General features: G+C 56.7%; 13 protein-coding genes. 1 reads left to right on the forward strand and 12 read right to left on the reverse strand.

The window, feature by feature from the left end; translation table 11 throughout:
- Positions 1–59 precede the first annotated feature (59 nt).
- The 12 genes from RBB63_RS18020 to rpe all read right to left on the reverse strand — a co-directional run bounded on the left by RBB63_RS18020 (position 60) and on the right by rpe (position 13,376).
- Positions 60–608 carry a NuoI/complex I 23 kDa subunit family protein gene (locus tag RBB63_RS18020; RefSeq protein ID WP_309386391.1) on the reverse strand — a complete coding sequence of 183 codons (549 nt, stop codon included), beginning with the start codon at positions 606–608 and terminating at the stop codon, positions 60–62.
- Between the two features lie 13 nt (positions 609–621).
- The gene (locus RBB63_RS18025) at positions 622–1,779 is read right to left on the reverse strand and encodes a complex I subunit 1/NuoH family protein (RefSeq protein WP_309386392.1); all 1,158 of its coding nucleotides are present in this window, start codon (positions 1,777–1,779) and stop codon (positions 622–624) included.
- A gap of 3 nt (positions 1,780–1,782) precedes the next feature.
- Entirely contained in the window at positions 1,783–3,492 is a 1,710-nt protein-coding gene (locus RBB63_RS18030; protein ID WP_309386393.1) for an NADH-quinone oxidoreductase subunit G, read from the reverse strand.
- Between the two features lie 7 nt (positions 3,493–3,499).
- Positions 3,500–4,858 carry an NADH-quinone oxidoreductase subunit NuoF gene (gene nuoF, locus RBB63_RS18035; RefSeq protein ID WP_309386394.1) on the reverse strand — a complete coding sequence of 453 codons (1,359 nt, stop codon included), beginning with the start codon at positions 4,856–4,858 and terminating at the stop codon, positions 3,500–3,502.
- A 45-nt stretch (positions 4,859–4,903) separates the two neighbouring features.
- Positions 4,904–5,440, reverse strand: coding sequence for an NADH-quinone oxidoreductase subunit NuoE family protein (locus RBB63_RS18040; RefSeq protein WP_309386395.1), 537 nt, complete (start codon positions 5,438–5,440; stop codon positions 4,904–4,906).
- 36 nt (positions 5,441–5,476) lie between these two features.
- On the reverse strand, positions 5,477–6,718 hold the full coding sequence (gene nuoD, locus RBB63_RS18045; RefSeq protein ID WP_309386396.1) for an NADH dehydrogenase (quinone) subunit D: 1,242 nt from the start codon (positions 6,716–6,718) through the stop codon (positions 5,477–5,479).
- Between the two features lies 1 nt (position 6,719).
- Positions 6,720–7,340 carry an NADH-quinone oxidoreductase subunit C gene (locus tag RBB63_RS18050; RefSeq protein ID WP_309386397.1) on the reverse strand — a complete coding sequence of 207 codons (621 nt, stop codon included), beginning with the start codon at positions 7,338–7,340 and terminating at the stop codon, positions 6,720–6,722.
- Between the two features lie 30 nt (positions 7,341–7,370).
- Complete coding sequence (nuoB, locus tag RBB63_RS18055; RefSeq protein WP_309386398.1) at positions 7,371–7,928, reverse strand: NADH-quinone oxidoreductase subunit NuoB; 558 nt, start codon at positions 7,926–7,928, stop codon at positions 7,371–7,373.
- Positions 7,929–8,165: 237 nt separating this feature from the next.
- Positions 8,166–9,422 carry an L-rhamnose isomerase gene (locus RBB63_RS18060; protein WP_309386399.1) on the reverse strand — a complete coding sequence of 419 codons (1,257 nt, stop codon included), beginning with the start codon at positions 9,420–9,422 and terminating at the stop codon, positions 8,166–8,168.
- 23 nt (positions 9,423–9,445) lie between these two features.
- A complete protein-coding gene (locus RBB63_RS18065) occupies positions 9,446–10,501 on the reverse strand; it encodes a galactitol-1-phosphate 5-dehydrogenase (protein WP_309386400.1) in 1,056 nt (351 codons plus the stop codon).
- Positions 10,502–10,546: 45 nt separating this feature from the next.
- Positions 10,547–11,650, reverse strand: coding sequence for an alcohol dehydrogenase catalytic domain-containing protein (locus RBB63_RS18070; protein WP_309386402.1), 1,104 nt, complete (start codon positions 11,648–11,650; stop codon positions 10,547–10,549).
- A 58-nt stretch (positions 11,651–11,708) separates the two neighbouring features.
- Positions 11,709–13,376, reverse strand: coding sequence for a ribulose-phosphate 3-epimerase (gene rpe, locus RBB63_RS18075; protein WP_309386403.1), 1,668 nt, complete (start codon positions 13,374–13,376; stop codon positions 11,709–11,711).
- A gap of 105 nt (positions 13,377–13,481) precedes the next feature.
- On the opposite strand from rpe, the gene RBB63_RS18080 reads away from it, so the two are divergent.
- The gene (locus RBB63_RS18080; protein WP_309386404.1) at positions 13,482–14,249 is read left to right on the forward strand and encodes a DeoR/GlpR family DNA-binding transcription regulator; all 768 of its coding nucleotides are present in this window, start codon (positions 13,482–13,484) and stop codon (positions 14,247–14,249) included.
- The last annotated feature ends 77 nt before the right edge of the window (positions 14,250–14,326 follow it).

Below are 14,326 nucleotides of genomic sequence, written 5' to 3' on the forward strand. Positions count from 1 at the left end.
AGCAAAAAGAGAAGCTAAGAAGAAGCGCCGAAGCTTGAAAAGCGTAAAGCTCGGAATTTCTAGTGATGGCCTCCGGCGGCGGCTTTTTCCTCCGCCTCTTTTTTCCTGTCCCACTTATAATGTTGGTCAGGCAGCGTGCCGCCAAGCTCGTAAAGCTTGGCCTTGTGGTAAACCAACTCCTCGCGAGAGTAGCCGGATACCGAGTAGGTGTCTTGCAGGAAAATTGCCTCTTCGGGGCAGACTTCCTGGCACATGCCGCAGTAGATACAGCGCAGCATGTTGATTTCAAAATCCTTGGGACGCTTTTCCACGTGTGCGTGCTCGTCCTCGCCCTCGATTTCGCCGGGCGTAATGCGGATCGCCTTGGGCGGGCAAACAAACTCGCAGAGCTGGCAGGATACGCACTTTTCGCGGCCATTCGGGTCACGGACGAGCGTGGGCACGCCACGGTAATTATCCGGGATGGTCGGGCGCTCTTCCGGATACTGCAGCGTGACCTTGGGGCGCAGCATGTTGTCCAGGGTGATTTTCAAGCCCCCCAGCACCTGCGGCATGTAGGTCTTTTCCCAGAAAGTGAGTGGTGATCGATCGACTACTTTGACAGCCATGGTAATTCCTTGCTTATTCGACGATAGCCGGGGTTTCTTCGATGACAAAGGCGATGTCCAGCAGGCCAATCACAATGGCGTAAACCACCAAACTGATCAGCGCGCCAGGCACGAGGTATTTCCAACCAAGGTTCATGACTTGGTCGTAGCGGAAACGCGGCAGCGTCCAACGGACCCACATGAACAGGAAGACGAAGAACAGCGTCTTGCCGATAAAATAGATTACGCTTAGCACCGAGCCGAACCAGCCCATATACTGCCAGGGATCAGCCACCCAATCAGGCAGCACGCCAAATGTCGGCAGCAAGTTCCAGCCGCCGAGAAACAGAATCGTGAATACCGCCGATCCAATGACCATGTGCGCGTACTCGCCGACGAAGAACAGGCCGAACTTGAATGAGCCATATTCCGTGTGGAAACCACCTACGAGCTCGGTTTCGGATTCAGGCATATCGAAAGGCAAGCGGTTGGTTTCAGCATAAAGTGAAACCAGGAAAATAAACGCTGGAACGGGCATCCAAACGCCGAGCCACATGGCTTGTTGCGACTCAACCACGTTGAACAGCGAGAGTCCGCCAAGGCCAGCTCCAGGACCGTTGGCCCAGATGAAGACCGGCAGGATGCTCATGCCCATCGCGAGCTCATACGAAATCATCTGCGCCGAGGAGCGAATGCCACCGAAGTAAGGATACTTCGAATTCGCGGCCCAGCCACCAATCACGATGCCGTATACACCCAGTGAACTGAACGCCAATATGAACAGAATGCCGATGTCGATGTTGGCCAGGACGATGGGCTTCACAACGTCGCCATCCATGTATTGGCCAACTGGCAGCACAACCATGGTCGTCAGCGCGGGCACCAGCGCAATACAGGGCGCGAGCACGTAGTAGAGCTTGTTCACATGGCCGGGGATCGGATCTTCCTTAAAAAGGAACTTCACGCCATCGGCCAGTGGTTGCCAGATGCCCATTTTCACCAAATGCGGTCCAATGACCGGGATGGCGGACAGGCCGGGCAACGCTGTGCGGTTTGGGCCCACACGGCCTTGAATCCACGAGGCAACCTTGCGCTCAGCCAGCACCGAATAGGCGGCCAGCGTCATGATGACCACGACGAAGAGCACTGCGAAGACTACTTTTAAAATAATATCGAGAACGAGGGAGTCCATGGCTTAGTGGGCTGAGCTTTCGGCTCCGGCGGGTTCGGCGACGGGCTCGTAATGCCAACCCTTTTCCTCCACGAAGTGAAGCTGGGCGAAAGCGGAGCCGTCGAGTTCAAGACCGGTGGCGGGAATCTTGGCGAATTCCACGCCAGCAAATTGTTCAATCGCCAAGCCCATCTCACGCCAGATCTGCGGGTTACTGGGGGCGGTTGCGGATTCACCTTTAATTTCGGCGATGATGCGCGCGACCAACAGCGTTGTTGGCAGAAGTCCGGCAGGTCCAGGTACCGATTGTGCGAATTTCTGGAGGCGGAACTGCTGGTTGACGAACGAGCCGGAACGCTCAAACACCGTCAATGTTGGGATCAGCACACGGGCTTGATCTGTGGTGTCATTGCGATGCGAGCCCAGGTAAATGACATTGGCCTTCTTGACTAACTCCGGAGAAATACCGGCCTTCACCAAGTCCTCACCAAAGCAAACGATGGTCTTCACTTCGCCCTTTTCGAGCTGGTCACGCAACGTGTGCAAATGCTGGTCGGGCAAATCCTTGAGGAGTCCCGTCAGGAGACCACCGCGTAAGTTTGGCGTCTTGTCCTTGGAGATCAGACGACCATCGCCCTCCCCTTGGTGGTAGACAAAGTGAATTGCGCCGGGCTCGACTTCCGCAAGCTTGCGCAGCATCCACTGCTCTTCCACACTCATTTGACCGGAGCCAACATAGGCCACAGGGCCAACGGACAGGAGTTCCCGAACACGCTGGATCGCTTCGCCGAGGCTGGCTTTGTTACCATCCACCCGGAAGCTCTTCATGCGGTTCTTGGCTTCAACCTGATGATATAACGCACGACCAGTGTCAGCCATCCAGGTGTCGTTCACCAAATCATTACGGCGTGGCGTGATCCGGTAGATGACGCCTTCGCGCGACCAGACCTCTGTATTAACGCCAGCGCTGGATTCGGTGCAAATACTGGGCGTTGGCTTCAGGAACCACACCCGCATTTTGAAGCGGAAGTCCGTGCTGGTCAGTGCGCCAACCGGGCAAATGTCGACCGTGTTCAGTGAATAATTACTATCGAGCTGCGTTCCTGGGAAGCAGGTCAGCGTGTTGTAGCTGCCACGTTCGGCAAAACCGAGAACTGGGTTTTCGTCGATTTCCTCGCAGAAGCGCACGCAACGAGAGCACAGAATGCAGCGTTCATCGTCGAGCGTGACGCGCGGCCCGAGCTTGGTGCGCTTTGGCTTTACGTTCTTTTCTTCGACATAGCGGCTGAAACCGCGGCCATAATCAGTGGCAAATTCTTGTAGACGGCATTCACCAGCCTGGTCGCAGATCGGGCAATCCAGTGGGTGATTGACCAACAGGAATTCCATGACGCCTTCGCGGCACTCCTTGGTGAGGTCGGACTTCGTCTTGAGGTGCAGACCGGGCATCGTCTTGGATGCGCAGGCAATCGCCGGTTTCGGCATCCAGCCGATTTTTTGCACGCCATCGTCATCGAGTACGGGTTCACCGGTGGCGCGGTCGCGCATCGGCATGCCCATTTCCACGAGGCACATGCGGCAGTTGCCCGCCACGGAAAGCTTCGGGTGGTAGCAATAGTGAGGAATTTCCACCCCGACACTCTCGCACGCGTCGACGAGATTCATCCCGTTCGGCACGCTGTGCTCGTCGCCGTCGATGTTAATCGTCACCAAATTGTTTTCGCTGTCAGCCATGAGAAAATCAGATCAGTGGGAAGCCTGCGGCATTGTAACGCTCACCGTTGGCCTGTTTCTTAATCTTGTCGAGATATTCGTCTTTAAACTTCGGAACGGCGCTCTGGACAGGCCAGGCAGCCGCTTCGCCGTGCGCGCAAATCGTGCGCCCAGCGATTTGGTCGGCAATGTCGAGCAGGAGCGGCACGTCTTCTTCGCGGGCCTTGCCATCGGTCATGCGTTTGGAAAGCTTGTGCATCCACAAGGAACCTTCACGACAAGGCGTGCATTGGCCGCAGGACTCGTGGGCGTAGAAGGCGTTGATGTTCGCCATCGCCTCGAGCATGTCCGTGGAGTCGTCCATGATCATGGCGCCACCGGTGGAAAGCGCGGTGCCGCAGAGGCCCATACTCACGGAATCCAGAGGGATGTCTTCGACGCCCCAGTCATAGTCTTCGCCGGAGTTTGGATGCTTGCCCTTCCAACGCTCGCCCCACTTGAGGATCTTCATCGAAAGACCACCGGGGATCACCGCCTTGAACTTGCGACCGGGCAGCGGACCACCGCAACCGTCGTAAAGGATTTCGCCGAGGGTGTGCGCACCGGCTTCAATTTCAAAGTAGCCAGGCTTTTGCACGAGCCCACTGACGCCAATGATGTGCGTGCCACTGTCGCCCTTCACGCCGATTTCCGCAAACTGCTTGCCGCCAAGCTCAATGATGTGGCGGACCCAGCACAGCGTTTCAACGTTGTTTACGATCGTCGGGCACATGTAGAGGCCGAGCGCTGCCGGGAAATACGGTGGCTTAATGCGCGGGTAGCCGCGCTTACCTTCGAGGGATTCGATCAGCCCAGTTTCCTCGCCGCAAATATAAGCGCCGCCGCCACGGTGGACAACGAGGTCGCAGGAGTAACCAGAGCCGAGAATATCGTCACCAAGGAAATTCTTCGCGCGGGCTTCTTCAATGGCTTTTTCCAGAATACGGGCGCCGTTGATGAACTCGCCACGGATATAAATGAAGGCCTGCTTGGCGCCAATGGCGAAGGCGGATATCATCATCCCTTCGACCAGTTGGTGCGGGTCTTGGTAAATCAGTTGGCGATCCTTGTAGGTGCCGGGCTCGGATTCGTCCGCATTACAAACGAGGTAAATCGGCTTGCCGGACTTGAAGTCGAGAAACTTCCACTTCATGCCGGTAGGGAAACCCGCGCCGCCACGACCGCGCAAACCGCTGTCCAAGACCTCTTGGCGAAGGTCCTCCGGCTTGGCTTGAAAGGCTTTTTTCAGGACTTCGTAACCGCCGTTCTTTATGTAGCAATCAATGTCGTTCGAGTAGCCCTCCTCGTCGACGTGCTTGTAAATCATTCTGCGCTGCGTAATGGCCATCTATAAAGTTTCGAATTTCGAAAGTTGGTAGTTCGTAGGTTTAGGTTAGCCCTTGAACGCGGGGTGCTGGACGCCCTCGGCTGTTTCGTCAACCGATTCACCATCGGCCATGCGTTTGATTTTCTCCACCAGCGCATCAGTAGCGGCGTCGGGAGTGACGTTTTCGTAGAGTTTGTCGTCCACTTGCACTACTGGCGCGTAGCCACAGTCGGCGATGCACTCAACAAACTCGATGGTGTATTTGCCGTCATGGGAGGTTTCGCCGCGTTTGCAGCCCAATGATTCTTCAAGTTTCTCGCAGGTCTTGTAGGAACCGCGCAAGGCGCACGACAACGTGCGGCAGACTTTCACGTGGACTTTTCCAATCGGCTCGCGGCGGAACATCGGGTAAAACGTCACGACTTCCCATACTTGCATGGGTTGGATTTCCAGTCGCTGGGCAATCCATTCGACGGATTCTTTGGACAAATAGCCCTTTTCTTCCTGGATCAGGTGGCACAGCGGCAGCGTGCAACTGCGCTTGTCCGGATAGCGCGGAATCAGCTTGTCGATTTTTTCAGTCAGTTCTGCGGAAAGTTCCATGTCTTGGAAGTTATGAATTATAAATTCATCATTAAATTAGCGATCACATTCCCCCATCACGAAGTCCAGGCTGCCCAAAATGACTGGCACGTCACTCATCATGTGCCCTGGGCAAATGTGGTCGAGGATGCTCAGAGAACAGAAGGACGGGCCACGGATTTTCAGGCGGTAAGGCACGCCGCCACCCTTGCTGTGGATGAAGAACGCCAGCACGCCTTTCGGGTTTTCGGCTTCGAAGTAAACTTCGCCGGCTGGAATCTGCGGGCCTTCGGTCACGATCATGAAGTTCTGAATCAGCTCTTCCATGCTCGTCAGGACTTTGTCCTTCTGCGGCTTGAAGATCTTCTTGGCCTCGTCGTTGTAATACAAACCGTCGGGCATTTTTGTGATCGCCTGCTGGACGATGCGTATGCTCTGGCGGAGTTCTTCCATGCGGACCAGGTAGCGGTCGTAGGAGTCGCCGGCGGAGCCGATCGGCACGTCGAAATCGTAGTTCTCGTAACCGCTGTAGGGTTTTGCTTTCCGGATGTCCAGCTCAACGCCGGATGCGCGCAGATTGGCGCCGGTCAAGCCCCAGGCGAGCGCATCCTTTTTTGTGATCGTGCCGATGTCACGCGTGCGGTCCATGAAGATGCGGTTGCGAGTCAACAGCTTGTCGAGCTCGTCCATGACCGGAATCAGTTGGTTGCAGAAATGATTCACGCGGCCCATCCAGCCGTCTGGCATGTCGCGGGTCAGGCCGCCAATGCGCGTATAGCTGGTGGTGAAGCGCGCGCCGGTCAGTTCTTCAAAGAGCGTGTACAGCTTCTCGCGCTCGGTGAAGGTGTACATGAACGTCGTCAATGCGCCGGTGTCCATGCCATAAACCCCGAGGCCCAGCAAGTGAGACGAGATGCGCGCCAGTTCGCAGCAAATGACGCGGATCGCCTGACAGCGCTCCGGTACTTCGATGCCCGCAAGACGCTCAACCGCGATGGCGTAGGCCACATTGTTCGCCAGCGGCGCCAGGTAGTCCAGTCGGTCCGTGTAGGGCACGAACTGATTGTAAGTCATGTTTTCGGCAATCTTTTCGTCACCGCGGTGCAGGTAGCCGATGACCGGATCGCAGCCGGAAATGATGTCGCCGTCCAGCTTCAGCTTGAGGCGCAGCACGCCGTGTGTCGCCGGGTGCGACGGGCCCATATTGAGGACCATTTCTTCGCCGTGCAGGTCGTCGCTCTCGAATTGAGCGGCGCGTCCGGCAATGTCACCGTAGGAAAGTTCAGTTTCGCTAGCCATGTTAGTCGTTGGTTGGCTTGGGTTTCGCTTCGTTCCAGCTTTGGTCGGCAGCGCGGGGCTCGCGTTTGGACATCGCGCCGGTTTGCGGTGCGTGGAATGGTCCGCCCATCATTGGCGCAGGAATGACCTTGGCGCCCGAGGCTTCCGCCACATCGGCTGCCGGTAGATCGGTTTCGATGCCAGCCAGCGGGAATTCCTTGCGGAGCGGGAAATACGGGTAGCCGTCCCACATGAGGATGCGGCGCAGGTCCGGGTGCCCTTTGTAAACGATGCCGAGCATGTCGTAGGTTTCACGCTCGTGCCAATTGGCGGCCGGATAGAGTTTGGCCAGGCTCGGCAGCTCGGGGTCGATGTCGTCCTCACAATTCGCTGCGAGGCGGATGTAATTGTGCTTGGACGAGCTCGCAAAGTGGTAGATACCGGTGAAGCGCGGCGAGGCGTCTTCCGACCAGTCAATCGCGGTAACGTCCATCAGCAGGTCAAACCCCTGCTCGTCGCGCAGCCACTCGGCGACGCTGAGTAAGAGGTCCGCCGGCACGTTGGCGGCGGGCAGGTCCAACGACTCACGGGGAGTCGAGCCTTCAAATTTCTTGATGAGTTCTTCGACTAACGCAGATTCCATATCGCAGTCAGCAGTTGTTGGCTCCGGCGCTTAGGCGTGGGCGGGCGCCGGCGTGGTTTTCTTTTCGGGCGCCTTGTGCATGTCCCGGTTCATCAGGTTTTTGACTGATGGTTCGCGTTGAATTTTGTCCTGGATCTTAATCATGCCGTCGAGGAGGGCTTCCGGGCGTGGCGGGCAACCGCTAATATAGACGTCCACCGGCACAATCCGGTCGACTCCCTGCAGCACCGCGTAAGAACGATACATGCCGCCGCTTGAAGCGCAGGCGCCCATGGCGACAACCCATTTGGGCTCGGCCATTTGATCATAAATGCGGCGCACGACCTCGGACATCTTGTAGGTCACGGTTCCAGAGACGATCATGCAGTCAGCCTGGCGGGGGGAAAAGCGCATGACCTCCATGCCAAAGCGGCTGATGTCAAATCGGGAACCACCCACGGCCATCAGTTCAATCGCGCAGCACGCCAGCCCCATTGGCATGGGCCAAACCGAGTGCTTGCGTATCCAGTTGATCGCCGTGTCGAGCTTGGTGACAACGATGTCCCCCTCGATCTTGCTGTTGTAGGCGTAATTGTTCTCCGTAGCCATATTCTCAGGTGGTTAAAGATGGGTTATTCGCCGGACGCAAACGAAAATACGCCGAGATCGATTCTCAACTATACGCCTGCGGCATCCCGAGTCAACCACAGCTACGATCAAGCCAGCTTGGAGCAGCTTTCACAATTTCTCGTTTTAAACGCACAATGCCCAAAATCATGCGCAACTTTGTGCAGTTTCTGCTGGATTACCCGCTTCGAGAACGAATGAAGCGCCCTACCCGTTTGGCTAAATCCTAGACTGCAGGACCGTCGCCTCGAACTGCTTGACGCCGCTAAGCCATTGGTGGTCTGCTGGCGTATCCTGACGCTCGCAATACTCAGCCCACACCGCCCCCCAAGGCAAGCTGCGCGCATCCTCCTGCAGCGCCAGACGGCTGGTGTAATCGCCAGCTTCTTCCGCCGCGCACAGTTGCTGCTGCGGTTTCAAGAGCCCCTTAAGCAAGCCGCGCTTGGCGTTGCGTGTCCCAATCACCCAAGCCGCAATGCGGTTAATCGACGCATCGAAAAAATCGAGCCCCACATGAATGCGCTCCATTTGCCCGCTTGAAATGCATTCTTCAAGAATGAGCTTCGTCGGGTCATCCAAAGTCACGACGTGGTCGCTATCCCAGCGCACCCCACGGCTCACGTGGAGCAGCAAACGTGGCACAAACAGCAAAGTCGCCGAAATTTTATCGCCCACGGATTCCGTCGGGTGAAAATGCCCGGCGTCCAAGCAGAGTGCGACTTGGCGGCTTGCAGCATAGCCCAGATAAAACTCGTGCGAACCCACGGTGTAACTTTCCACGCCAATGCCGAACAGTTTGCTTTCCACCGCGTCGATGTTCCACTTTTTCGACACATCGGCGGCGAGAATTTGGTCCAGTGATTCCACGAGCCGCTCCCGCGGAGCTAGTCGATTGGCTGGCGTGTCTTTATAACCATCAGGAATCCAGATATTATTCACGACCGGGTTTTCCAGCTCTTCGCCAATTGCCGCGCCAATCTTGCGGCAGGCAATGCAGTGCTCGACCCAGAACTGCCGGATCGCCGCGTCTTTATTAGACAACGTAAAGCCATCCGCAGCCTTTGGGTGGCTGAAGCTAGTCGGATTGAAATCGATGCCGAACTGCACCGACTTCGCCCATTCGATCCACGAACGGAAATTGTCCGCAGTGATTTCGTTGCGCTCCGGCAGTGGATTGCCATCCGTCGCGTAACTCGCGTGCAAGTTCAGCCGCAGTGGGCCTGGAATGTTTTTCGCCGCCTCTTCGATGTCGGCCATCAGCTCGGCGGGCGTGGTCGCCTTGCCAGGATAATCACCCGTGGTCAAGCAGCCACTGCCTGCGCCGGCTTTCTCTGGCGCCTCAAAGCCCGCCACGTCGTCGCCTTGCCAGCAATGCAGCGAAACGGGGATTTGATTCAGTTGCGTAAGCGCCTGTTCTGTGTCGACGCCGACAGCGGCGTATTGTTCTTGGGCGATGGTGTAAGCTTCGTGACTCATGAGTTCAAAAAAGTTTGGGATGGCTAGCTATTGAATACGTCGAAAATGACTTTGTTGTGGTAGTTGCGGCGATTGACCAAATCGTCGAAAATTGCCGGACCCGCCGACAGCGGAAGTTTGTCCGTGATGAGCGGCTCGACGATCAACCCGCGGTCGAGGTGCTTAAGGACGGTCGTCCAGTCATCAACGCCCACCGGGGTGATCTTGCTGTTCCAGGTGCCATGGATCGTCAGCTCCTTGCGGAGGATATTGGAAAAGTCTTTCTCGCCGATTTTGAACTCGCCCACGATGTTGCCCATGAAGACGACCTCGCCAAACATGCTCGCGACCTGCACGGCCTGTAAAAACGTGATTGGCAAACCACATGCCTCGACGCTGTATTGCATGCCTGCTTGATTCGTCGCATCCAGAATTGCCTGCACGGGATCGACTGATTTGGCGTTGACCGGCGTAAAGCCCATCTCTTCGGCCAACTTCAACTTGCGCTCCTCGACATCGACAATGAACACCCGAGCGCAGCCATGAATACGCAACCACTGGGCTGCCATGTTGCCGATTGGTCCCGCGCCAAACACCACCGCATCGCTACCGGCTTGAATCCGCATTTTGCGTACCGCGTGCAAGGCGACAGCGGCGGGCTCCGTCATCGACGCATGCAACAGATCGACGTGGTCCGGAACGGGAAACAAATTCCACTCAGGAATACGCAAGTACTCGGCAAAGGCGCCATCGCGCCGCGAGCCATAGTAGTCGTATTCGCGCGACTGCGCGTAGTTGCCTGTTTGGTTCGCCGGATCGGTATCAATGTTCTTAGGGATTAGCGGAAACACCGCCACGCGGTCGCCTTTTTGAAAGCGGGCACCGGCGACCGGCTCCTCGACGACGCCACTAAACTCATGCCCCATCACGAGCGGATAGAAATACGCCTTCCCGCCAAAACCACGCGGAATATCAGACCCGCAAATGCCGCATGCAGCGACTTTGATCAACGCGGCCGGGCGCGCGTCAGGCGCCTCCGGCATGGGATGGGTTTCCGTGTAGTTGAGTTGCTTGTCGGCTTCGAGAACCAGTGCTTTCATCGTAAACTTTGCATTGCAGAGTGAACGCGCATTCGGCGTCCACACCTAGTCCCAATTAATGATAACCTTCAACGAATCCTTGTCCGCGGCGCGCTGGATTGCTTCATGGATTTGCGAATGGTGGAAGCGCTCGCTATCGTTCGTCATTTTATCGAGTAGGGGTAGTTTCCGCCCGTTGATCATGTCGTGCGCCAAACCAATGCCGTGCATGCTGGAGCCGTGCGTGGCCTGATAACATTGCAGCTTATAGTGAATGTCGTTGTTGAGATCGACTTCGTGCGCGATGCGCGGCTTGCCCCCTGCCCCTTTGACGCCCGCGTGCGCATCGAGCACCGTACCATAGCCGAGCAACTCGGTGGACAATCGATAGCCTGCTTCCGCTGGCGCATTCATCATGACGAAGTGAGGCTCATTGAACGGACGGCATTCCACCAAAACATTTTTTACGACATTTTCGTCCCAAGCGACGCCCACCACGCGCTCATCGCCAAAGTCGCGCAGCACGCGTTGTAAACGCTCCATGCCACGGTTCACGAGGATTACCTTCCGCGCGTTCATCGCCAGCGCGCACTGCAGCGCATAAGTGCTTTGCGAGCCAGCGCCAATCAGCACGACGATGCGGTTCTCGATGCAGTTGTTGACCCGTGTCATCCCCTCCAGGCAACAGGCCAGCGGCTCAACTTGGCAGGCATGATCGGGGTCAATGGACGCATCGAATTTCACGATCGGGCCCAAGTCTACAAACCAATCCGGCAAGATCGCATGCGAACGGGCAAAGCCGGGAAACTCGTGTCCAGTCGCTTGCGTGTTGGGGCAGTAAGTCCAGTCGCCCGATCCTTGGTCTCCGCAGTAAATGCACGCGCGGTCGCCGCATGGAATATCGCAACCGATGCCAATCAAATCTCCTGGCGCAAATTTGGTGACGCCCTCGCCTACGGCCTCCACGGTAGCGCTGACTTCATGCAGCACGATAGACGGCCATTGCTTGATGCGCGGTAGCCCGACATTGTAAATCACCACATCGGATTGACAGACAGAAGTCCGGCGAATGCGGATCAAGATTTCGCCCTTCCCCGGCGCCGCAATGGATTCTTCGGTCGGCGTAAATTCGCCACCCGGCTTGTCTAAATAATAAACGAGATTGTTCATGGGATTTGCATCATGCGCACGTGCGCATTCAAAAATTTTTGAGCGAAACCGGTGAACTCTACGCAGTCACCAACTGAGATTTTTGGCCTTCAGTGATCGCTGCCTTGAGCTTCGCAAGGTTGTCCTTCCAACTGGCTTCACGGTTGAAAATGCTGCTCGTGCCAGCCACGAGATTCGTCGCGCCCGCCGCCACCATGCCAGGGATGTTGGCAAAGGAGACATTGCCATCGACTTGAATCGGCAGGTGGCCATAGGCACGGGCATCCAGATAGCGGCGGCAATCGGCAATTTTACGCAGCGAAGCGGGCGTTAATTTCTGACCGGCAAACCCTGGGTTCACGGTCATGATCAGCACGTAGTCGAGACGTTCCAGCGCGTACTCCAGCGTCTCCAGCGGCGTGGCCGGGTTGATCGCCATGCCCGCCCGGGCGCCCTGATTGCGAATCGCCTCAAGCGAACGGTCTAGGTGGCGACTCGACTCGGCGTGAATCGAAATCTGATGGATGTTCAGCCCGGCCAACTGACTGATAAAAAAATCGTTGTCCTGCACCATCAAGTGCACATCGATCGGCAGCGCCGTCTTCTTGGAAAGCTCCGCCACCATCGCCAAGCCCATCGACATGTTCGGCACGTAGTGGCCATCCATGATGTCCATGTGCAGCATGTCCACACCGAGTGCCTCGACGCGGCGCAGCTCGTGCTCGAAGTTAAATTGGTCAACGCACATCATCGATGGCGAAACGAGCACCTTGTCTTCAGACTCGGTGATCGAAATCGGCGCCCGCTCAACGATGGACTGCGTCGGCTCAACTTCCTGCATGAAGTTTTTCTGCAGATAAGCCAGCGACTCGCGCAACTGCTGCTCCAGCAGGTGGTCGGAATAGTCGCGGCCCAGCTTCGGCCCACCAATCTCCAGGTAGCAATGCAGCGTATCCACGGGAATGACCGCTTCGTTCGCGTCGATAAGTTGGCGGAAGGTTGCGACGTCAATTATGCCCTTCGCGATGTTCGACGGCTCAAAGCCAAAGGTCGACCCGTAGTTGGCGTCGGTGTTTTTCAAGTGCACTTCGTAAAGCCAAGGCAGCGACGCCTTGAACAAATCGATGTGGTTGACGCACTCGGTTTGATCGGCGTTCCAGTAGCCGTGGGAAATGTCGCTGCAGTAGCCGATGTTCGCTGTCGTCTCCGGATTCGCCTGGTGGTAAGCAACGAGCTCTTCCGCCATGGACTGCATTTCGGAAGGCAAGGTCGGCGGCTCAGCGAGACACGACATCGGCTCAATCGTCAGCCAGCTAACGCCGCGAGCATGCGCATAATGCATCAGCTCCTTCATGTGCTCCACGTAGCAACGTGTGCCCTGCGACTTGATGCCCATCAGGTCGCGAACGACCGCGCCGGGATTCGATCCTACGGCTGGCGCTCCCAGCAGCGCGGCGATCTCAATGTAGCGCTCATAATTCCGCCGCGCCACAGGGGCCCATTGCGGGTCTTCGCGAAAAAAGCCACCCAGCTCCCGATGCGCGGTAAAGCAGCTGTCGATGGTGACGCCGTGATCCGCCGCTTGCTTGCGCAGGTCGATAAACCAGGAGTCCGGCAACTGATACAGTTCGAAAAAGGAACCCAATTGCAGCGACGTGACGCCGGTATCCGCCATCAGGCGAAACAGCCACGGAAAGGAATAACGGTAATTGACGGGGTCGGATTTGATGCCAAGCCGGAGTTTCATCCTACCATTGAGCCAGATATTGACGTCCTAATGGAGCAAATCTGCTGCATTTCTGAGCGATTTTGGTTCAAAAAGTTGAGCGAATTACCTAGATTAAGCTCAACTATGAAGAAATCCGAACGGCATCAACGCTTGCTTACCCTTGCCAGTGAGCTCGGCTTGCTCTATCAGGAGCGGGCGATGGAGGCGACCCAGTCGAGCCGCGCGACCATCCGCCGCGACTTTGATGAATTGGCTCACCGCGGCGCCATCGAGCGCATTCGCGGCGGTATCCGAGTCGCCAGCAAAGAGGGAAACGTGCCCTTCAATTTGCGCGAAGTTCAACATTCTGACGCAAAGTCCGCCATCGCCCAGCGCGCTTGCCGCTTCATTCAGGCCGGAGACGTGGTGTTCATCGACGGGGGCACGACCACATATCATATGTGCTTCCACCTCCCTCGCCTGCCCCTCCGCATCGTGACGAATTCCCTGCGCCTGTCCGCCTACCTGGACGATGTGTCCACGCGCTTTGCCGACTGGGAAATCTACCTGACCGGCGGCAAAATCCAGCACGGCTCAAACATGCTCACCGGCCCCGGCGTCCTGCACAGCCTGGGCTTTTACTACGCCAACTGGGCATTTCTCTCCGTGGGCGGTATCGCGGCGGACGGGCTCTACAATACGTCCGAAGCCATCGTTGAAACCGAGCGCAAGATGATCGAGCGCAGCGACCGCACCATCATCCTGGCCGACCAAAGCAAGATTGGCCGCCGCGCCATGTGCCGGGTGTGCGGCATCAAGCGAATCGATACCCTCATTACCGACAAGCCAACCGGCATATCTCTCGTCGAAAACGACATGCGCGACGCCGGGCTCCGGATTCTGCACGCCTAACTAGTGTTCCGTTAGCTTAGTTTATTGCAAAATTGATTAATTTTGTGGAAGATGTCATCAGCTGAAGCGGTCCATTG

The sequence above is a fragment of the Cerasicoccus frondis genome, from assembly GCA_031296915.1.
Classification (GTDB): domain Bacteria; phylum Verrucomicrobiota; class Verrucomicrobiia; order Opitutales; family Cerasicoccaceae; genus Cerasicoccus; species Cerasicoccus frondis.

Bases quoted from the DNA above. Each gene is read 5' to 3' on its own strand.
- RBB63_RS18020 (WP_309386391.1), bottom strand. From the start codon at position 608: ATGGCTGTCAAAGTAGTCGATCGATCACCACTCACTTTCTGGGAAAAG.
- RBB63_RS18025 (WP_309386392.1), bottom strand. From the start codon at position 1,779: ATGGACTCCCTCGTTCTCGATATTATTTTAAAAGTAGTCTTCGCAGTG.
- RBB63_RS18030 (WP_309386393.1), bottom strand. From the start codon at position 3,492: ATGGCTGACAGCGAAAACAATTTGGTGACGATTAACATCGACGGCGAC.
- nuoF (WP_309386394.1), bottom strand. From the start codon at position 4,858: ATGGCCATTACGCAGCGCAGAATGATTTACAAGCACGTCGACGAGGAG.
- RBB63_RS18040 (WP_309386395.1), bottom strand. From the start codon at position 5,440: ATGGAACTTTCCGCAGAACTGACTGAAAAAATCGACAAGCTGATTCCG.
- nuoD (WP_309386396.1), bottom strand. From the start codon at position 6,718: ATGGCTAGCGAAACTGAACTTTCCTACGGTGACATTGCCGGACGCGCC.
- RBB63_RS18050 (WP_309386397.1), bottom strand. From the start codon at position 7,340: ATGGAATCTGCGTTAGTCGAAGAACTCATCAAGAAATTTGAAGGCTCG.
- nuoB (WP_309386398.1), bottom strand. From the start codon at position 7,928: ATGGCTACGGAGAACAATTACGCCTACAACAGCAAGATCGAGGGGGAC.
- RBB63_RS18060 (WP_309386399.1), bottom strand. From the start codon at position 9,422: ATGAGTCACGAAGCTTACACCATCGCCCAAGAACAATACGCCGCTGTC.
- RBB63_RS18065 (WP_309386400.1), bottom strand. From the start codon at position 10,501: ATGAAAGCACTGGTTCTCGAAGCCGACAAGCAACTCAACTACACGGAA.
- RBB63_RS18070 (WP_309386402.1), bottom strand. From the start codon at position 11,650: ATGAACAATCTCGTTTATTATTTAGACAAGCCGGGTGGCGAATTTACG.
- rpe (WP_309386403.1), bottom strand. From the start codon at position 13,376: ATGAAACTCCGGCTTGGCATCAAATCCGACCCCGTCAATTACCGTTAT.
- RBB63_RS18080 (WP_309386404.1), top strand. From the start codon at position 13,482: ATGAAGAAATCCGAACGGCATCAACGCTTGCTTACCCTTGCCAGTGAG.